Here is a 15,306-nt window from a genome sequence, read left to right as displayed (position 1 = left end):
AACTAGATTTATTTCTAAATACCTTTATAATATAGATTGGATTATGCTAGTTATAAAGGTGGTGATAGTGTGGAATATATAAAGAAGGATAATAATTATAAGTTATTACTAGGTGACTGTATTAAAGAACTAAAAAAAATTCAAAGTAAATCAGTAGATATGATATTTGCTGATCCACCCTATAAGCTTAGTAATGATGGAATAACATGTAAGTCAGGGAAAATGGCAAGTGTAAATAAAGGAAGTTGGGATAAATCTTTAGGACCCGAGCTTGATTATAAGTTTAATATGAAATGGCTAAAAGCTTGTGATAGAGTTTTAAAAGATGATGGAACTATATGGATATCAGGAACATATCATATTATTCATTTAATTGCATTTGCATTACAGAAAATGGATTATTACATAATAAATGAAATTACTTGGGTTAAGCCTAATGCCGCTCCTAATATGGGATGTAGATGTTTTACAGCAAGTCAAGAAACAGTACTTTGGTTAAAAAAGACAAAAAAAGCAAAACATATATTTAACTATGAACAAATGAAGGAAATGAATGGTGGAAAACAGATGAGAAGTGTATGGGAAATACCAACTACCCCTAAAAAAGAAAAGAAAAATGGTTATCATCCTACTCAAAAACCAGAAGCATTATTACAAAGATGCATTAGATCTAGTACAAATGAAAGAAATGTAATTTTAGATCCATTTTGTGGCTCTGGAACAACAGGTGTTATAGCTATAAAAAACAAAAGAAAATTTATAGGAATAGATATAAATCAAGAATATTTAGATTTATCTAAAAAGAGATTTGATTTATACTTACAGGAGGATAAAAGTAGTGGAGAGTAAGATAAAACCTTTTTTAAAGTGGGCAGGCGGTAAAACACAATTGTTACAACAAATTATTGAAAATTTACCGGAGAATATTGAACAGATAAGAAAATACGTAGAACCATTTGTTGGCGCAGGAGCTGTATTTTTATGTTTAGCAAGTAATAATTGTTTTGATGAATATATTATTAACGATATTAATCATAAATTAATTAATTTATATATAGTAATGAGAGATAATTGTGATGAATTAATAGAAGAATTAAGAATTCTTAAGGAATTATATTTATCATTAGAATCAATTGAAAAAAAAGAGGAGTTTTACTACAAGATAAGAGACGAGTTTAATGAAGAAAACAGTAATAGTATACGAATGGGAGCTTTATTTGTATTTTTAAATAAGACTTGTTTTAATGGTCTCTATAGAGAAAATTCTAAAGGCAAATTTAATGTACCTTTTGGAAAGCATATATCTCCCGGTATTTATCAAGAAAATGAAATAAGGGATATATCACAAGTCCTTAATACTAAAAACAGTAATGGTGAATTAAAAGTAAAAATATTAAATACATCGTTTGAAAATATAAATGAATATATAGATAATAATACATTTGTTTATTTTGATCCACCATATAGACCAGTTACATTGGGCGGATTTAATTCATATAGTAAGAGTGGTTTTAATGACGATAGCCAGATAAAACTAAGAGATTTTTATGATGATATGGATAAAAAAGGCGCTAAACTAATGTTAAGTAATTCTGATCCTAGGATATTAGATAAGGATGATGATTTTTTTGATTTGCTTTATAAAAAATTCTCAATAAAAAGAGTACGTGCAAGTAGGATGATAAATAGCAAAGGAAGTGGTAGAGGTGCTATATCTGAACTGCTAATAACTAATTATGATAAATAAAAATTGTTAAATTATTATATAACAGAAAAAGATTGAACTGTGTTATTAAGTATATGATTCTAGATTAAAGTGAATTGATAATTAAAAATACATATTAAAAAAAGTTCGATTTTTTCTGTTATTATTAAGAATAATGTTTATATCTTCATATGTGTATAAAGGCTTCAAAAAGAGTTGAAGTGAATTATTTGACCTTTACGGATTGAAAAAGCCATAATAGAATTAAATTTTATATTTAAAAGAAACAATTGTTGTGGCAAGATTAAATAGACAAGTCATTAAGATTAGCAATATGGAAAAATATTCATACATAATATAAAGTAGATTGGAGAAGGAACATGAAGAATAGAAATTTTGATGAATGGTTAGACAAGTTTAGAATAAGTATTTCTAGGTATGATTATTATATTAATTTCAATAAAGTAGTTAGCAATGTAGAGAAAATTAAAGTTGAATTAAATATTTTAAATTCATTGATAGGTTCAAAGAATATAGAAAATGATTTTGAAAATATCATTAGTAAGTATCCTGAGACCTTAAAGTGTATTCCAACATTATTGGCTGTACGCCAAAGCGAGATTTATGCACAAGATAAAGATGGTGCATTTATGTATAATTTCAATGAAATGAATTTTGGCATCGAACAATATAGTGTATTTATGAAAAAGACAGGATTATTTGATTTGATATCTAATCACCTTGTAAATAATTTAGTTGACTATGCTTTAGGTACAGAGACTGGTTTGGACTCAAACGGAAGAAAGAACCGTGGTGGTCATCAGATGGAAGATTTGGTAGAAGAATATATTAAGAAGTCAAATGTTAAAGAGTATTATAAAGAAATGTATTTAGCTGACATAGAAACAAAATGGGATATTGATTTATCTGCTTTATCCAATAATGGAAAAGCAAGGAAAAGATTTGATTTTGTTGTAAAAACAGATAGCATGATATATGCAATTGAAACCAACTTTTATGGTGGGACAGGCGGTGGCTCTAAGCTGAATGAAACAGCTAGAAGTTATAAAATGCTTTCTCAAGAATCTGATACAGTAGATGGATTTACTTTTGTATGGTTAACAGATGGAACGGCATGGCGAAGTGCAAGAGGAAACCTTAGAGAAACATTTGATGTAATGGACCACATTTATAGCATTGATGATATGGAAAATGGCATTATGGATAAAGTGTTCGTATAAATTTGTAATTACTTAATTAATAATGTTAAAATTGGGATGTATACATAAATTAAAATAGGATATGGAGTGTTTAATTATATTAGAAATTGAGGGATTAAAATGAGGAATATGTTTAATAGAGGGGATATATTTTTTGCAGATATTTCACCAGTCATAGGAAATGAAATATGTGGGAAAAGACCAGTTATTATTATACAAAATGATGCAGCAAATGAATACTCAACAGAAGTAATTGTTGCAATGATAACTGCAAAAATGAGTAAAATGAAAATATCTATGCATGTAGAGCTTAATTGTGAAGATAGTAGATTAAATATGAATTCTACTGTTTTATTAGAACATACACCACTTTACAATAAAATTAACTAGCGTTATCTTGAGAAGCCAAGGAATTAATTACCTTTAGAACTTCTTCTTGAATTTTGTTCTTTTGTAGCTTTTGCACGAAAGTGCGTAATATTAATTCTTTTGACATTTGGTAAGATATAGTATTTTTAGTTACCTGGGGACTCTTAAATTGGTATTTCGAAAAAGCTTTATTTATAAAAGGTAATATTACCGTAAAACTGTAGGCGATAGCCAGTAAGTTAACATATTTCTCTATAGCCTCTTGAGACCTTACCATATATTTACCAAAAGACCAGAAGTAGCAAGCTCAGTCGTTCCTTCTTCGCAAAGGTAACAGTTACTTGGAAAAAATAGTAAAAGATTTTCGAAAGCTTGTATATTTGAGGTCATAGCAGAAACTGGAAGCTTATGCTTGCTAATTACAACAAGAAATTTAATATTTTACATGTATCTAGTATTATATTAGAAAACTTACAGATAAATTATAAAATTTTCAAGGAGACCTAAATGGACATATACAAAATTAGTTTTAGTAAAAAACAGCAAGACAAAAAAATTTGAAGATAAAACTGGTAAGATAAATTATTTAAAATATTTACAAGATAAAATTGAAGTAACTTATATAAAAAGTCCCAGCAGAGTTTACAGCTATAATTCTTCAAATATACTTATACTTGAATCGCCTAAAAAAGTTAATTTGAATCAGATTATTGTATATGTATCTGGATTTCCTGTAAGAGAGGCATCCCTAGTGCTTGATTTTGGAGAATATATAAAAATAATTGAAGTTAAAGGCAAAACGGAGGTCTATCATAAGTCAAAAGTTGCTTATGAAAATTCATGTCTTAATTCCAAGCAGGCTAAAGCAGTTTTTGAATATTTTAAGAAATTATCACCATATATAAGTGTTACTGAAGATGGAAGAAGCGCATTATTTGATTTATACAAAAAGATAACTAAGATTAGTGAAAATAGTGTGCTGTCAACTTACTTATCAGGAAAAAGTATTAAAAAACATACATATAACAATACTACAATATTTCCTTTTGGATTTAATTTAAGTCAAAAGAAAGCAGTAAATACAGCCCTTGAGAATTCTATTAGTGTTATTGAAGGGCCTCCTGGAACGGGCAAAACACAGACTATATTAAATATTATTGGAAATGCAGTGTGCAATGGAAAAACTGTTGCTGTTGTATCTGGCAATAATTCTGCAACGGCTAATGTTCAAGAGAAGCTTGAAAAAAATGTATATGGATTTATAACTGCATTACTGGGTAAATATGATAATAAGGTTGATTTTTTTGAGAATAAACAGACAGATATTTCTGATTTAAAAGAATGGAATGTGGAAGCTTTAGAGGAAAAGAGTTTATATGATAAACTTCAAGGTATAGATAAGGATTTAAATGATCTGCTTAAGAAGCAAAATGAAATGGTAAAACTAAAAGAACAACTTTCCAAATTTAAAGTAGAGCAGAAATATTTTGAAGCTTATTTTAACGAGGAATATATTAGTACCTCTAAATATTCTCTCTTTAGAAAATGGTCAAGTGATTTGATATTAAATTTTATGCCATACCTTGAAAGGCTTATGTTGAGGAATAATTACATAAAATTATTGAGTAGAATTGTTTTGTTTGTAGACTATGGAATTTATAAATTCAAGTATATAAGTGAAAATCAAAATATTGTAATTGCTTCACTTAAAAGGGATTATTATAATAGAATAATTGAAAAAACAGAACAGAAAATAGCTTCTTTAGAAAGTGCTTTAAAAGATGGAAGCTATGAAAAACTAATGGAACAATTTATAGATATATCTTCAAAAATATTTAAAATATCCATTCAGAAGAGATATTCTAAGGGAAGTAGAAGTAAGTATACCGTAAAAAGCTTTAAGTATAATTTTAAAGAATTTATAAAGGATTATCCTGTTATATTAAGTACAACTAATTCAATAATGACCTGCATATCAGAAAATTATCTGTTTGATTATTTAATTATTGATGAAGCTTCACAGGTAGATTTAGTTACAGCATCATTAGCTCTTGCTTGCTGCAAGAATGTAGTTATTGTGGGGGATGTAAAACAATTACCGCAAATTGTCTCATCAAATATAAAGAAAATAAGTGACGATATTTTTCATGAAAGTAATATTGGAGAAGCTTATAATTACAGTAAATATAGCATTATAGCTTCTTTAATGAAATTACATAAAGATGAATTGCCAAGGACTTTATTAAGTGAGCATTATAGATGTCACCCTCAAATAATAGGATTCTGCAATGAAAAATTTTATGATAATCAACTCGTAATTATGACTGAAGAAAATGAAAATGATGTACCTTTAAAAATTTATAAAACAGCCCCAGGAAATCATGCACGTAAAGATAGATATGGTAATGAAAAAGGCTGGTATAATTTAAGGCAGATAGAGGTTATTAGAGATGAAATTATTAATGCTGATAAAGATAAGTATGTGGACAGCAGTAAAGTAGGAATTATATGTCCCTATAGAAAGCAGGTTATAGAAGCTAATAAATACTTTGAAAAAACAAAAATAGAAATAGATACTGTACATAAATTTCAAGGAAGAGAAAAGGATACAATTATATTTTCTACAGTGGCAAATTATATAAATCCTTTTGTTGATGATGAAAATTTAATAAACGTAGCTGTATCCCGTGCCGTAAAAGAATTTATAATGGTTACATCAAATAAATTGTTTAAACAGCATGGAACCAATATTGGGGATTTAACTAGATATATACAGTATAACTCATTAGAAGATGCCGTAATAGACAGCCCAAAGGTTTCAGTGTTTGATTTATTGTACAGCGAGTACTCCGAAAAGCTTTTGGAAATAATGGCTTCAAGCAAACATATTTCTGAATATAAATCAGAAAATCTAATGTATAGTGTAATTGAAGAAGTGCTGTCTTATCCTGAATATATATCCTTTAAATGTGTTATTCATATACCTCTAAATTCTATAGTAAAAGATTTTACAAAACTAGATTATGAGCAAAGAAAATTTGCTGAAAATCCATGGACTCATGTTGATTTCTTAATATTCAATAAGTTAGATAAAGAACCAGTATTAGTTGTAGAGGTAGATGGACATGAGAATCATAGGAATAATAAAGATCAAATAAGGAGAGACAAAATAAAAGATAAAATATTAAATCAAATAGAATTGCCGATTCTTAGAGCTGCCACTAATGAGAGTGGTGAAAAGGAGAAGTTAATTGAAATGCTGGATATGATTATTGAAGAGTCTAGCGGGGATGGTAATAATAAAGATAATGAAATTTAAATATTTAGTAAGAAATAACTTCCGGTTGTTTCTATGACCTCAGAGGTCGTAACACTGTGGAAGAAATTGTAAATTTGTGATTGCCACTAGAGTATATAAACATATTTCCTTAAAAACTTTAATAAATATAGTTTGAAAACAATTTTATGAGTATATTTATGAAAAATAGTAAGATTGATGCAGCTCCTACAAGAGAATTTATTATTAATACTATAACTAAAGATATAAGAATTCAAGCAGCAATATTCGATTTAATTGATAATTCAATAAAAGCTGCAGAATTTATAACACATTACAATAAATTAGATAAATTTTTTGTTTCTTTAGAATTTGATAATTCACAATTCCAAATAAGTGACAATTGTGGAGGAATTTCACGTAAGAAAGTGCTTGGTGGGGCTCTTAAGATAGGTAGTTCATTAGATTATAAGAGTGGGCACGGTATAGGGCTTAAAAGAGCATTCTTGAAATTTGGTAAAATCATTACAATTACGTCTAACAGAAGTGATTATTCATGTAAAATGATTATTGATGTGGATAAGTGGGGAATGAAAAATGATTGGGATTTATATGTAACTAAGGTTGAATATAATGAAAACATATTTCAAGGATTAACAATAAATATACGCAATTTGTATAATGAAATTTCTAGAAAATTTTCTGACTTTAAATTTAAAAAAGAATTAATAGAAGAGATTTCAATGAAATATAGATATAAATTACAGTGTGGTTTTAAAATTATAGTTAATAAAAAATATATAGAACCATCATTTATACAAGGTGATAAGGTTGCTGAGTCTCCATATAAAGTAATTGATGGAATGAATATCAAAGTGATATTATATAATCATGTTATTACAAAAGAAAATGGATGGGATATTGTTATAAATGGTAGGGTAATTCTTCATCGTGATAAAAGTGAAAAGACTCTTTGGAGCAAAAAACTGATAAAATCACATTATAGCTATATAAGGTTTGTTGGTGAAGTGTTAAATGAATAGCAAATTCGATGCGCTCATTAGCACCCTTGGGAGATATTAACATATTGTTAACAATTTGTTTTGCTAAAAAAGCAGTCAATGCTAGTATAAAGACAGTCTTTGTAGCTATCATAACAGTAATAAAAAGCAGTTTACAGGTAATAAAATATAGGTATAATATAAATATATGGGGGTCGTTAAAATGAGTGATAATGATTTGCTACAGAAAATATTGAATAAACTGGAAAAAATTGATATATTAGAAAGCGACTTAAAGGAAGTAAAAAGCGATCAAGAACAACTGGCAAAAGATATAAAAGAAATAAAAGCATATTTGTTGAGGTGAAAAACATTAGAGGCTATAGAGGTGCAATTTAATGAGAATTGAATATAGAGACGTGCTAAGGCTTTAAATTCAGCTAGCAAGAATCTGACTTTCAGTCATCTCCTCACTATTTTTAACATAAGACTTGTATTTTGGTAAAATAAACAAAAGTGTGTTTATTTAAATTATTTTTTTGATTATAATATATAATAAAGGTGTTAATTTTATTGGAGGCGATGTTATGGAAAGGACAAATAAACAAAATAATCTATATGAGCAGTTTCTTATATATTCATATAAAGATCTAAGAGAATTGTTTAAAAAGGCAAAAACAAAAGAAGAACAGGATTTTTATGTTTATTTATCTGATTTGGCATTACAAAAGGCACAAGAAAAAGTAATAGGTAAAAAATAATGGCAACATATACTATATTTGCAGGTGTGAATGGTGCTGGGAAAACATCAATATATAAGTCTATTTACTATGAAATGAATAAAACTGAAAATAGAATAAATACCGATGAAATGGTGGCAAGAATAGGTTCATGGAAAGATAGTAATCTTCAAATTAAATGTGCACGAGAGGCTATAAAACTTATAAATTTTTATATTAAAAATAGTATATCCTTTAATCAAGAAACTACGCTTTCTGGTAAAAGTATTGTTAAAAACATAAAAAAAGCAAAACAAAAAGGTTTTTATGTAGTAATGAATTATATTGGAGTTGATAATCCTAATATTGCAAAGGAAAGAGTTAAAATTAGGGTTTTAGAAGGTGGCCACGGGATTGAGGAAGATGCTATAGAAAGAAGATATTATGAATCATTTGTTAATTTAAAAGAAATATTAAGTGTATGTAATGAAATAAATATATATGATAATACAAATAAATTTACATATATAGCTTATATATGTAAGGGAAAAATTAAATGGAGAAGAGATATAATTCCTGAATGGAGTAGAGATATTTTAAAATGAAAAAGATTTTAGCAACAATTATAATTTCGTTGATAAAATCTTTTTTGTCATCTAAATTATCTGAGTAGTAAGAATCTGACTGCCAGTCATCTCCTTGGGGACTGACAGCAAACAAGTGTGGCCACAATGCAGCTAGAGTTGTGGAAGATTATGAAAACCCTCTAGGGGTCATGAACAAATTGTGAGCACAAATTGTTTTGATATAAAAAGTGCAGCAGTGATTCATCCTGCTGCACTTTTATAATGGATTTTTTAAAATTTAATACTGCAGCACCAAAAGTTATGATCAAATTTATTCCTTCAAAAGCGGAAATATAATTTCTAAAGTTTTCTGTCCTGGATAGGGGACTGACACCATAGTAGAAAAAATATTTTTATACAATCAGACCGATATTAGCATCTTAAGATTATTCAATGCTTGTGATATAATATTATTATATTCATAAACTTAAAGGGTAAAAAGCATGATGAATTTTAATATAGATATTATAAGAAAAATTGTAAAAACTAATGAGATAAAATAGAGGGACATATATTTGTAAGAATTCAGTAAAGGGGAATAACTATAAAAAATGAGTATAATTGGAGTGAGATAATATGGCTATACCAGTAAAAAAAGAAAAATATACTTATGGTGATTACTTAAATTGGTCAGAAAATGAAACTTGGGAGATAATTGACGGCGTGCCTTATTTAATGAGTCCGGCACCATCTAGAATACATCAAGAGATTATAGGAGAGCTTTTTTTACAGATTGGAAATTATCTTAGGGGAAAAAGTTGTAAGGTTTACGTTGCTCCATTTGATGTAGTGTTAATTGAAAAAAATGAAAAAGAAGAAGACTCTATGAATGTTGTTCAGCCTGATATTACTATAGTATGTGATAAAGAAAAACTTGATGATAAAGGCTGTAAAGGCAGTCCAGACATGGTTATTGAGGTTGTATCTCCATCTACGGTTTCACAAGATTATGTAAAAAAGTTAAATTTATATGAAAAGTATGGCATAAAAGAATATTGGATAGTAAATCACAAAAATAATAATATTTTCGTTTATACATTAGATAACAATGGACAATATTCTGAAGTGCAAGTTTATAATATTAAAGATGCAATTTCAGTAGGTATTTTTGATAAATTAGTTATAGATTTAAAACAAATATTTATGGAGAGTGACTAGCAAGCTCACTTTGTTCGCTAGCAAGGATCTGACTTCCAGTCATCTCCTAGGGGGATTAATAGTAAGTTCTGGCAAGCCCTTTACTAAGGAGTCAGTCCCTCAGTTAAAAAATGTAAGTAAGTTTGGTTAATAGAACAGAGCAATAAGTAAGTGAGAACTTAGCTCTCACTATGGTGACTGTCACCTGTCGATTTATAATTTTACTTAAAAATGATAAGAAGGTAAATTTATTATGATAATAAACTGTACAAAAAAGTTGCAAGATGAATTAAAAATCAATACTACTCTTTCAGAGGTAGAAGACCCTTTATTTTCCTGGCACGCAAATGTTATAAAGATCAATAGAAGAAAAGCAGTTGTGCTTGTGAATGATGCAAGCTGTTATTCCGTTATATTATATGGTTTAAAGGTAAAAGATTTTAAAAATATATCTTCACTTATTGTAGATGGGATTTATAGGACTTTTGTAGATGATGGAATTAATCCGGAGATTATTTCAAATTATTTACAAGATGCAGGGGAAATAGTTTTCTCTAAAACGCAAAATAGAACTCTCGTTTCACGGATGAATAAAGGCTGCGAGGCTGCAGAAGTATATTCTAATTTTATTGTGGAAAACAGCATTATTCAGACCTATTTAGCTAAAAAAGTATATGGTTTTATTTATGTTCATTGTAAAAGCGGAACTAAACATCCAAATGAAATATTTTATGAAGAATTAGAAAAAAGATATGAAATTTCCAGTATTATGTGTAAGGCAATAAAAATAAAAGTAAAATTAGATCTAGAAAAATTTCATATATGGAGAAGTGTAATTGTCCCTCTTAATTATACCTTTGGAGAATTTCATAAAGTAATGCAAAAACTGTTTGATTGGAAAGATTATCACCTGCATGATTTTCTAGTTTACGAAGGAGATGAACCAATCATAAATATTGTTGGAAGTAAAGAAGACTTTGAATATCAAATGGATACTCCTATGGTTATGGAAAGTAAAGTAAAGCTTTCAGATTATCTTCCTAAATACAAAAAACTGAAATACAGATATGACTACGGAGATAATTGGCAGCATATCATCAAAGTTAAGGATGTTATTTTTGACTATGATAAGAATTATTCTTGTTGTTTGGAGGGAAGTGGAGATAGACCTCCAGAAGATGTAGGCGGAGAACAGGGATATGAAGAGTTTGTAGAAATTATGAGCAATCCTATGCATGAAGAATATGAGAGTATGAAACAATGGGGAGACAGTCAGGATTACAAAAGATTTGATATTGATATGGTTAATAGAGAATTAGAGAATTTGTGGTAGGTAAATGAACATTATAAATATCTATCAGGTTTATTTTCAATGGATTATCTAAAAAAATTAAATTTATACTTATGGAGGTACTTTTACATTGAACAAATTACTTGAAGAAATACAATAATAATAGATTTATAATCTCAGGCTGTTGACATATTATGTATGGCAACAGCCTGACCACTAGCTAAGCTGGTGAATTTTTATTTTATAGAGGAAACTATCAATGGATATGATATAAAAGGCAAGCCATGCTGCTTTCTAACTGAAAATAGTGCTTGTGAAATTGAAAAGTGTAAACTATTCCTTAGATAATGATAAAATATCCAATAAACTATTAAATGCATTAAGTGGAAAGGGAGCTTTTAGGAGATTTAAGGATGCAGTCATAAGATTTAACGTAGAAAAGAAATGGTACAAATTTAAGGATGATAAATTCAAGAAAATTGCATTAGATTGGTGTAGTGATAATGGATTAGAAATATATAGATTATAACAGAAAATTCTGATAAAATAGAAACAAGGAAGAATATATATAAGGAAAGTGTAAAAAGTGTGGCCACAATGTAGCTAGAGTTGTGGAAGATAAATAAAGATACAAAAGAAGTTAAGAAATGAATTAGAAAAGGATAAGAAAAATGGATGATAGAATAGAAAGATACAAACAAATCAGAAGAACAGGATATAAAATAGTTAATAATGAAATTATGAAGTTTGCTAATAAAAACTATAAAAGTAAATTAATAACTGAGTCTGCCAAAAAGCTTGGAATCTTAGAAGGTAAAAATAAAATTGTTTTAGATTGGGAAGAGGAAAATCAGTATTTTTTAGATTTTGTTATAAATGAAACAAAAATTAATGGAAAAAAATTAATACAATGTTTTAGTGAAAAATCAGTTTTAGAAGGTGAATTAGAAATTGAGTTTATGGATGCAATGAAGAAGGCATATACATCTCTTTTTAGAGTAGTAAATACTTCACCTGAAAAAGGATTAGTTTTCATTAAAGATTTACTTGGTGATGGTAAAAATATTAGACTTACAGATTTAGGACTTAGTCAAATGAAAGATAAAAATTTGCTTATTTTTACAAGAATAATTCCTTTTAAAGATATGAATATTACATCTGGAATGACGTGTGCATTTCATAGTAATTATGAGATGGATTTAATGGATCTATATAAAAATTATATGAAAAATATCAGCAGTGATGAAGAAGAAAAGAAATTTATTTTTTTCTATAATGTATTTAAGGAAATAGGTGTAGGAACTTTTATGCAAGAGGTATGAGGTTAGGGGTAAATTTTCGTTCACCAATTAGATAACAATAAGCAATATTTTGAAGTGCAGGTTTATCATATTAAAGATGCACTTCTATCAAGCTCAGTCGTTCCTTCTTCGCAAGGGTAACAGTGACTTGGGAAAAATAGTAAAAGATTTTCGAAAGCTTGTACATCTGAGCCATAACAGAAACTGGAGGTTTCTGTTTGTTATTAATCCAGGGATAATTGCCTTGGACATTTCTTAATTCGCAAAATGTCTTACGAAATCTACTCATTTCTAATATAAAAAATTAAACTGAAAAATTATAATAAAAATACAATAATTTAACCTATGGATTTTAATATATATTTATTAAAAAAATGTAAAATTATGATATAATAAGTATGGATATATATAGAGATTTTTGAATAATATGAGTTGAGTTCAATAATAAAATTATTCTGGGAGGGTCAATATTGCTTGCTAAAAGGTCAAAGACTGTATGTTACATACTGGCATTATTTTTTGGTATATTTGGAGCACATTTGTTTTATGCAAAAAAGTATAAAAGGGCAATTTTATATTTAATATTTTGCTGGACTTATATTCCTTTATTTTTGGGCTGGATTGATATGTTTTTTATACATAAGTGGTTTGAAGATAATGAAACTAAGGAAAATGATTCTTACAAAAATAAAAAATACACTAGAAATAATAAATTAATAGAGGCTGCTGACATTAATACTTTAGATAAAGAGATTATATATAATGTAAGTAGAGAAAGAGAATATAGTATTATTCAAGATGATGTAATTAATACCCTCAAAATAAATAGTATTAATTTTCAAGAGTTAGATAAAACTACAGCAAATGATTTTGATGAAGGTATAAAAAGATTTATTAATATAATAAATAATATTAAAGAGCAAAAAATAAATAATGGTAATGGTATTTTAAAGGATATTAGAAATACTAATATAAAAACTAAAGAAATGCCTAATATTAACACACCACAAAAATCCGTTTCTTTGAATAAAAAATTTAATTTTTTGAAAAATATAAGTTTAATTTCAGAAAATATATTTTATAAAATTGACGATATAATCATACCTAAATATTCTAATTTAAAAACACCTGAGTATATACTAAAATCTTTAGAAAAAATTAAAAATCCTAATAGAGAATCACATTATGACATTACAGTACAAATAAATTTCTCTACAAGTGGTATTGAATTTGTAAAGGATTCTTTAAAATATAAAAATAAAAGGGCGATTAAGTGTGAATTTAAGCCTCTTTTTGAATATTGGACGACATTTGAATCTTTAGACAATGAACAAAAAAGGTGGTATTTTTTTTGGAGGGAAAGAGTTTTAAATGGAGAATATCCAAATACAGATTTAAGCTATATAATACTATTTACTTATGAACTTTTAAATTATAGCTTTAATGAAGATGCAGCTTTTAATGTTAGCATGTTATCAAGATTATACGATAATTATAAGGAAACTCAACCTAAATTAAAAAATTATCTTCCTCGCTGGATTAGTGATTTTTTAATTGAACTTGGAGAAGAAGAATTATCAAAAGAATGGTATGTGAGTGATAAAAAATATGATTATTTATATAAAAATATGCAGCATAGTAAAAATAGGCTAGAAAAGATATCTTATCAAATTTGGAAACCATATATACAAAATTATAGAGAAACTAAATTTTTTCAATCATATAAATATAAAATTTATAATACCTTTAAAGCTAGTATTGCTTTATTAAAAGACCTTTATTATAAAGAAAGCATTGATTTATTTGAAGAATGGTTTCAGGAAGAAGAGATTATAGAAAAGAGGTATTTATTTTCAAGTGCAATTATAGGAAGAGATGTAATGGAGTTTGAGACTAAGGTACTACATCATACAGTAACAAAGAAAATGTATGATCAAATTACTGCTTTATTTCGTATCAGTGAAAATGTTACACGTGAAATAAATGGCGAGAATAGGAAAATTAAAGTGGAAGATAATATTTTACCAAATGATTTTGAAAAATTGTTAATGAATAAAATCCAGACACATAATACTAAGGGCAGCAATATTAAAGATAGATTTAAGTTAGTAAAAGAAGCTGATACAGTATCTAAAAATATAAGCATTCCTAAACCAGAAAAAGAAAAAAAGAGCATACCAGATTTTGTTTTTGATATAGATAAAATTAATAAATTGAATAAGGAAAGTGAAAATCTGCAGAATATATTTAGAGAAAAAGGTTACGAAGAAGAGTCAAATGATGAATTTATTACAGAATCAACAAGGGAAGAAGTGAAAATTAAAGATAACAATATACAAAGTAAAGTTGATACTCATAGTAATTTTGAAAAACTATTAAGTATTGAAGAAAATGAAGATGAAGAAGAATTTATAAACTCTCTTAATGATAGTGAAATTAGATTTCTGGCATCTTTTGAAAACTTAAAGAAAAATGTAACTGAAGCAAATAATTATTTTAGAGAACAAGGCATGATGGCAGGAACATTTATAAATAATATTAACGAAAAGGCAAATAATTATCTTGAGGATACTATAATAGAATTGAATAACGATAATTATGAGATATATGAAGACTTTGAAGATATAGTTAAATTAATTAAGGAAAGGATGAATTAATAA

14 protein-coding genes and 1 pseudogene are annotated in these 15,306 nt (G+C 27.4%); 14 read left to right on the top strand and 1 reads right to left on the bottom strand.

The window, feature by feature from the left end; translation table 11 throughout:
- Positions 1 to 69 precede the first annotated feature (69 nt).
- From CLPA_RS15005 to CLPA_RS14990, 4 genes are all read left to right on the top strand, one after another.
- Positions 70 to 849 (top strand): DNA-methyltransferase, encoded by a 780-nt coding sequence (locus CLPA_RS15005; RefSeq protein WP_003445493.1) that lies wholly within the window; start codon positions 70 to 72, stop codon positions 847 to 849.
- Entirely contained in the window at positions 839 to 1,747 is a 909-nt protein-coding gene (locus CLPA_RS15000; RefSeq protein ID WP_003445491.1) for a DNA adenine methylase, read from the top strand. The genes CLPA_RS15005 and CLPA_RS15000 overlap by 11 nt, the downstream gene beginning before the upstream one ends.
- A gap of 338 nt (positions 1,748 to 2,085) precedes the next feature.
- Positions 2,086 to 2,946: a type II restriction endonuclease gene (locus CLPA_RS14995; RefSeq protein ID WP_003445490.1), complete on the top strand. Its 861-nt coding sequence runs from the start codon at positions 2,086 to 2,088 to the stop codon at positions 2,944 to 2,946.
- Positions 2,947 to 3,045: 99 nt separating this feature from the next.
- Positions 3,046 to 3,315, top strand: coding sequence for a type II toxin-antitoxin system PemK/MazF family toxin (locus tag CLPA_RS14990; RefSeq protein WP_003445487.1), 270 nt, complete (start codon positions 3,046 to 3,048; stop codon positions 3,313 to 3,315).
- On the opposite strand, the pseudogene CLPA_RS14985 reads toward CLPA_RS14990, so the two are convergent.
- Positions 3,308 to 3,595, bottom strand: a pseudogene (locus tag CLPA_RS14985) (IS701 family transposase); the annotation flags it as partial. The gene CLPA_RS14990 and the pseudogene CLPA_RS14985 sit on opposite strands and share 8 nt — an antisense overlap.
- 396 nt (positions 3,596 to 3,991) lie before the next feature.
- Between CLPA_RS14985 and CLPA_RS14980 the strand changes: the two are divergent.
- The 10 genes from CLPA_RS14980 to CLPA_RS14945 all read left to right on the top strand — a co-directional run bounded on the left by CLPA_RS14980 (position 3,992) and on the right by CLPA_RS14945 (position 15,303).
- A complete protein-coding gene (locus CLPA_RS14980; protein ID WP_236900350.1) occupies positions 3,992 to 6,613 on the top strand; it encodes an AAA domain-containing protein in 2,622 nt (873 codons plus the stop codon).
- Between the two features lie 158 nt (positions 6,614 to 6,771).
- On the top strand, positions 6,772 to 7,614 hold the full coding sequence (locus CLPA_RS14975; protein WP_003445482.1) for an ATP-binding protein: 843 nt from the start codon (positions 6,772 to 6,774) through the stop codon (positions 7,612 to 7,614).
- Positions 7,615 to 7,795: 181 nt separating this feature from the next.
- Complete coding sequence (locus tag CLPA_RS21245) at positions 7,796 to 7,939, top strand: hypothetical protein (protein WP_155760384.1); 144 nt, start codon at positions 7,796 to 7,798, stop codon at positions 7,937 to 7,939.
- 220 nt (positions 7,940 to 8,159) lie between these two features.
- A complete protein-coding gene (locus CLPA_RS21390) occupies positions 8,160 to 8,333 on the top strand; it encodes a hypothetical protein (protein WP_003445480.1) in 174 nt (57 codons plus the stop codon).
- The gene (locus CLPA_RS14970) at positions 8,333 to 8,896 is read left to right on the top strand and encodes an ATPase (RefSeq protein WP_003445476.1); all 564 of its coding nucleotides are present in this window, start codon (positions 8,333 to 8,335) and stop codon (positions 8,894 to 8,896) included. The genes CLPA_RS21390 and CLPA_RS14970 overlap by 1 nt, the downstream gene beginning before the upstream one ends.
- Positions 8,897 to 9,493: 597 nt before the next feature.
- Positions 9,494 to 10,075, top strand: coding sequence for a Uma2 family endonuclease (locus tag CLPA_RS14965; protein ID WP_003445474.1), 582 nt, complete (start codon positions 9,494 to 9,496; stop codon positions 10,073 to 10,075).
- 232 nt (positions 10,076 to 10,307) lie between these two features.
- On the top strand, positions 10,308 to 11,387 hold the full coding sequence (locus CLPA_RS14960) for an IS1096 element passenger TnpR family protein (RefSeq protein ID WP_003445472.1): 1,080 nt from the start codon (positions 10,308 to 10,310) through the stop codon (positions 11,385 to 11,387).
- Positions 11,388 to 11,664: 277 nt separating this feature from the next.
- Complete coding sequence (locus tag CLPA_RS14955) at positions 11,665 to 11,874, top strand: UPF0158 family protein (RefSeq protein ID WP_003445471.1); 210 nt, start codon at positions 11,665 to 11,667, stop codon at positions 11,872 to 11,874.
- Positions 11,875 to 12,016: 142 nt separating this feature from the next.
- On the top strand, positions 12,017 to 12,667 hold the full coding sequence (locus tag CLPA_RS14950; RefSeq protein WP_003445470.1) for a DUF7986 domain-containing protein: 651 nt from the start codon (positions 12,017 to 12,019) through the stop codon (positions 12,665 to 12,667).
- 449 nt (positions 12,668 to 13,116) lie between these two features.
- Positions 13,117 to 15,303 carry a TerB N-terminal domain-containing protein gene (locus CLPA_RS14945; RefSeq protein ID WP_003445468.1) on the top strand — a complete coding sequence of 729 codons (2,187 nt, stop codon included), beginning with the start codon at positions 13,117 to 13,119 and terminating at the stop codon, positions 15,301 to 15,303.
- The last annotated feature ends 3 nt before the right edge of the window (positions 15,304 to 15,306 follow it).

Source organism: Clostridium pasteurianum DSM 525 = ATCC 6013 (genome assembly GCF_000807255.1).
GTDB classification, from domain to species: Bacteria; Bacillota; Clostridia; order Clostridiales; family Clostridiaceae; genus Clostridium_I; species Clostridium_I pasteurianum.
The sequence above is the reverse complement of the archived record's forward strand: the minus strand, read 5'-3'. Positions and strand labels throughout refer to the sequence as shown.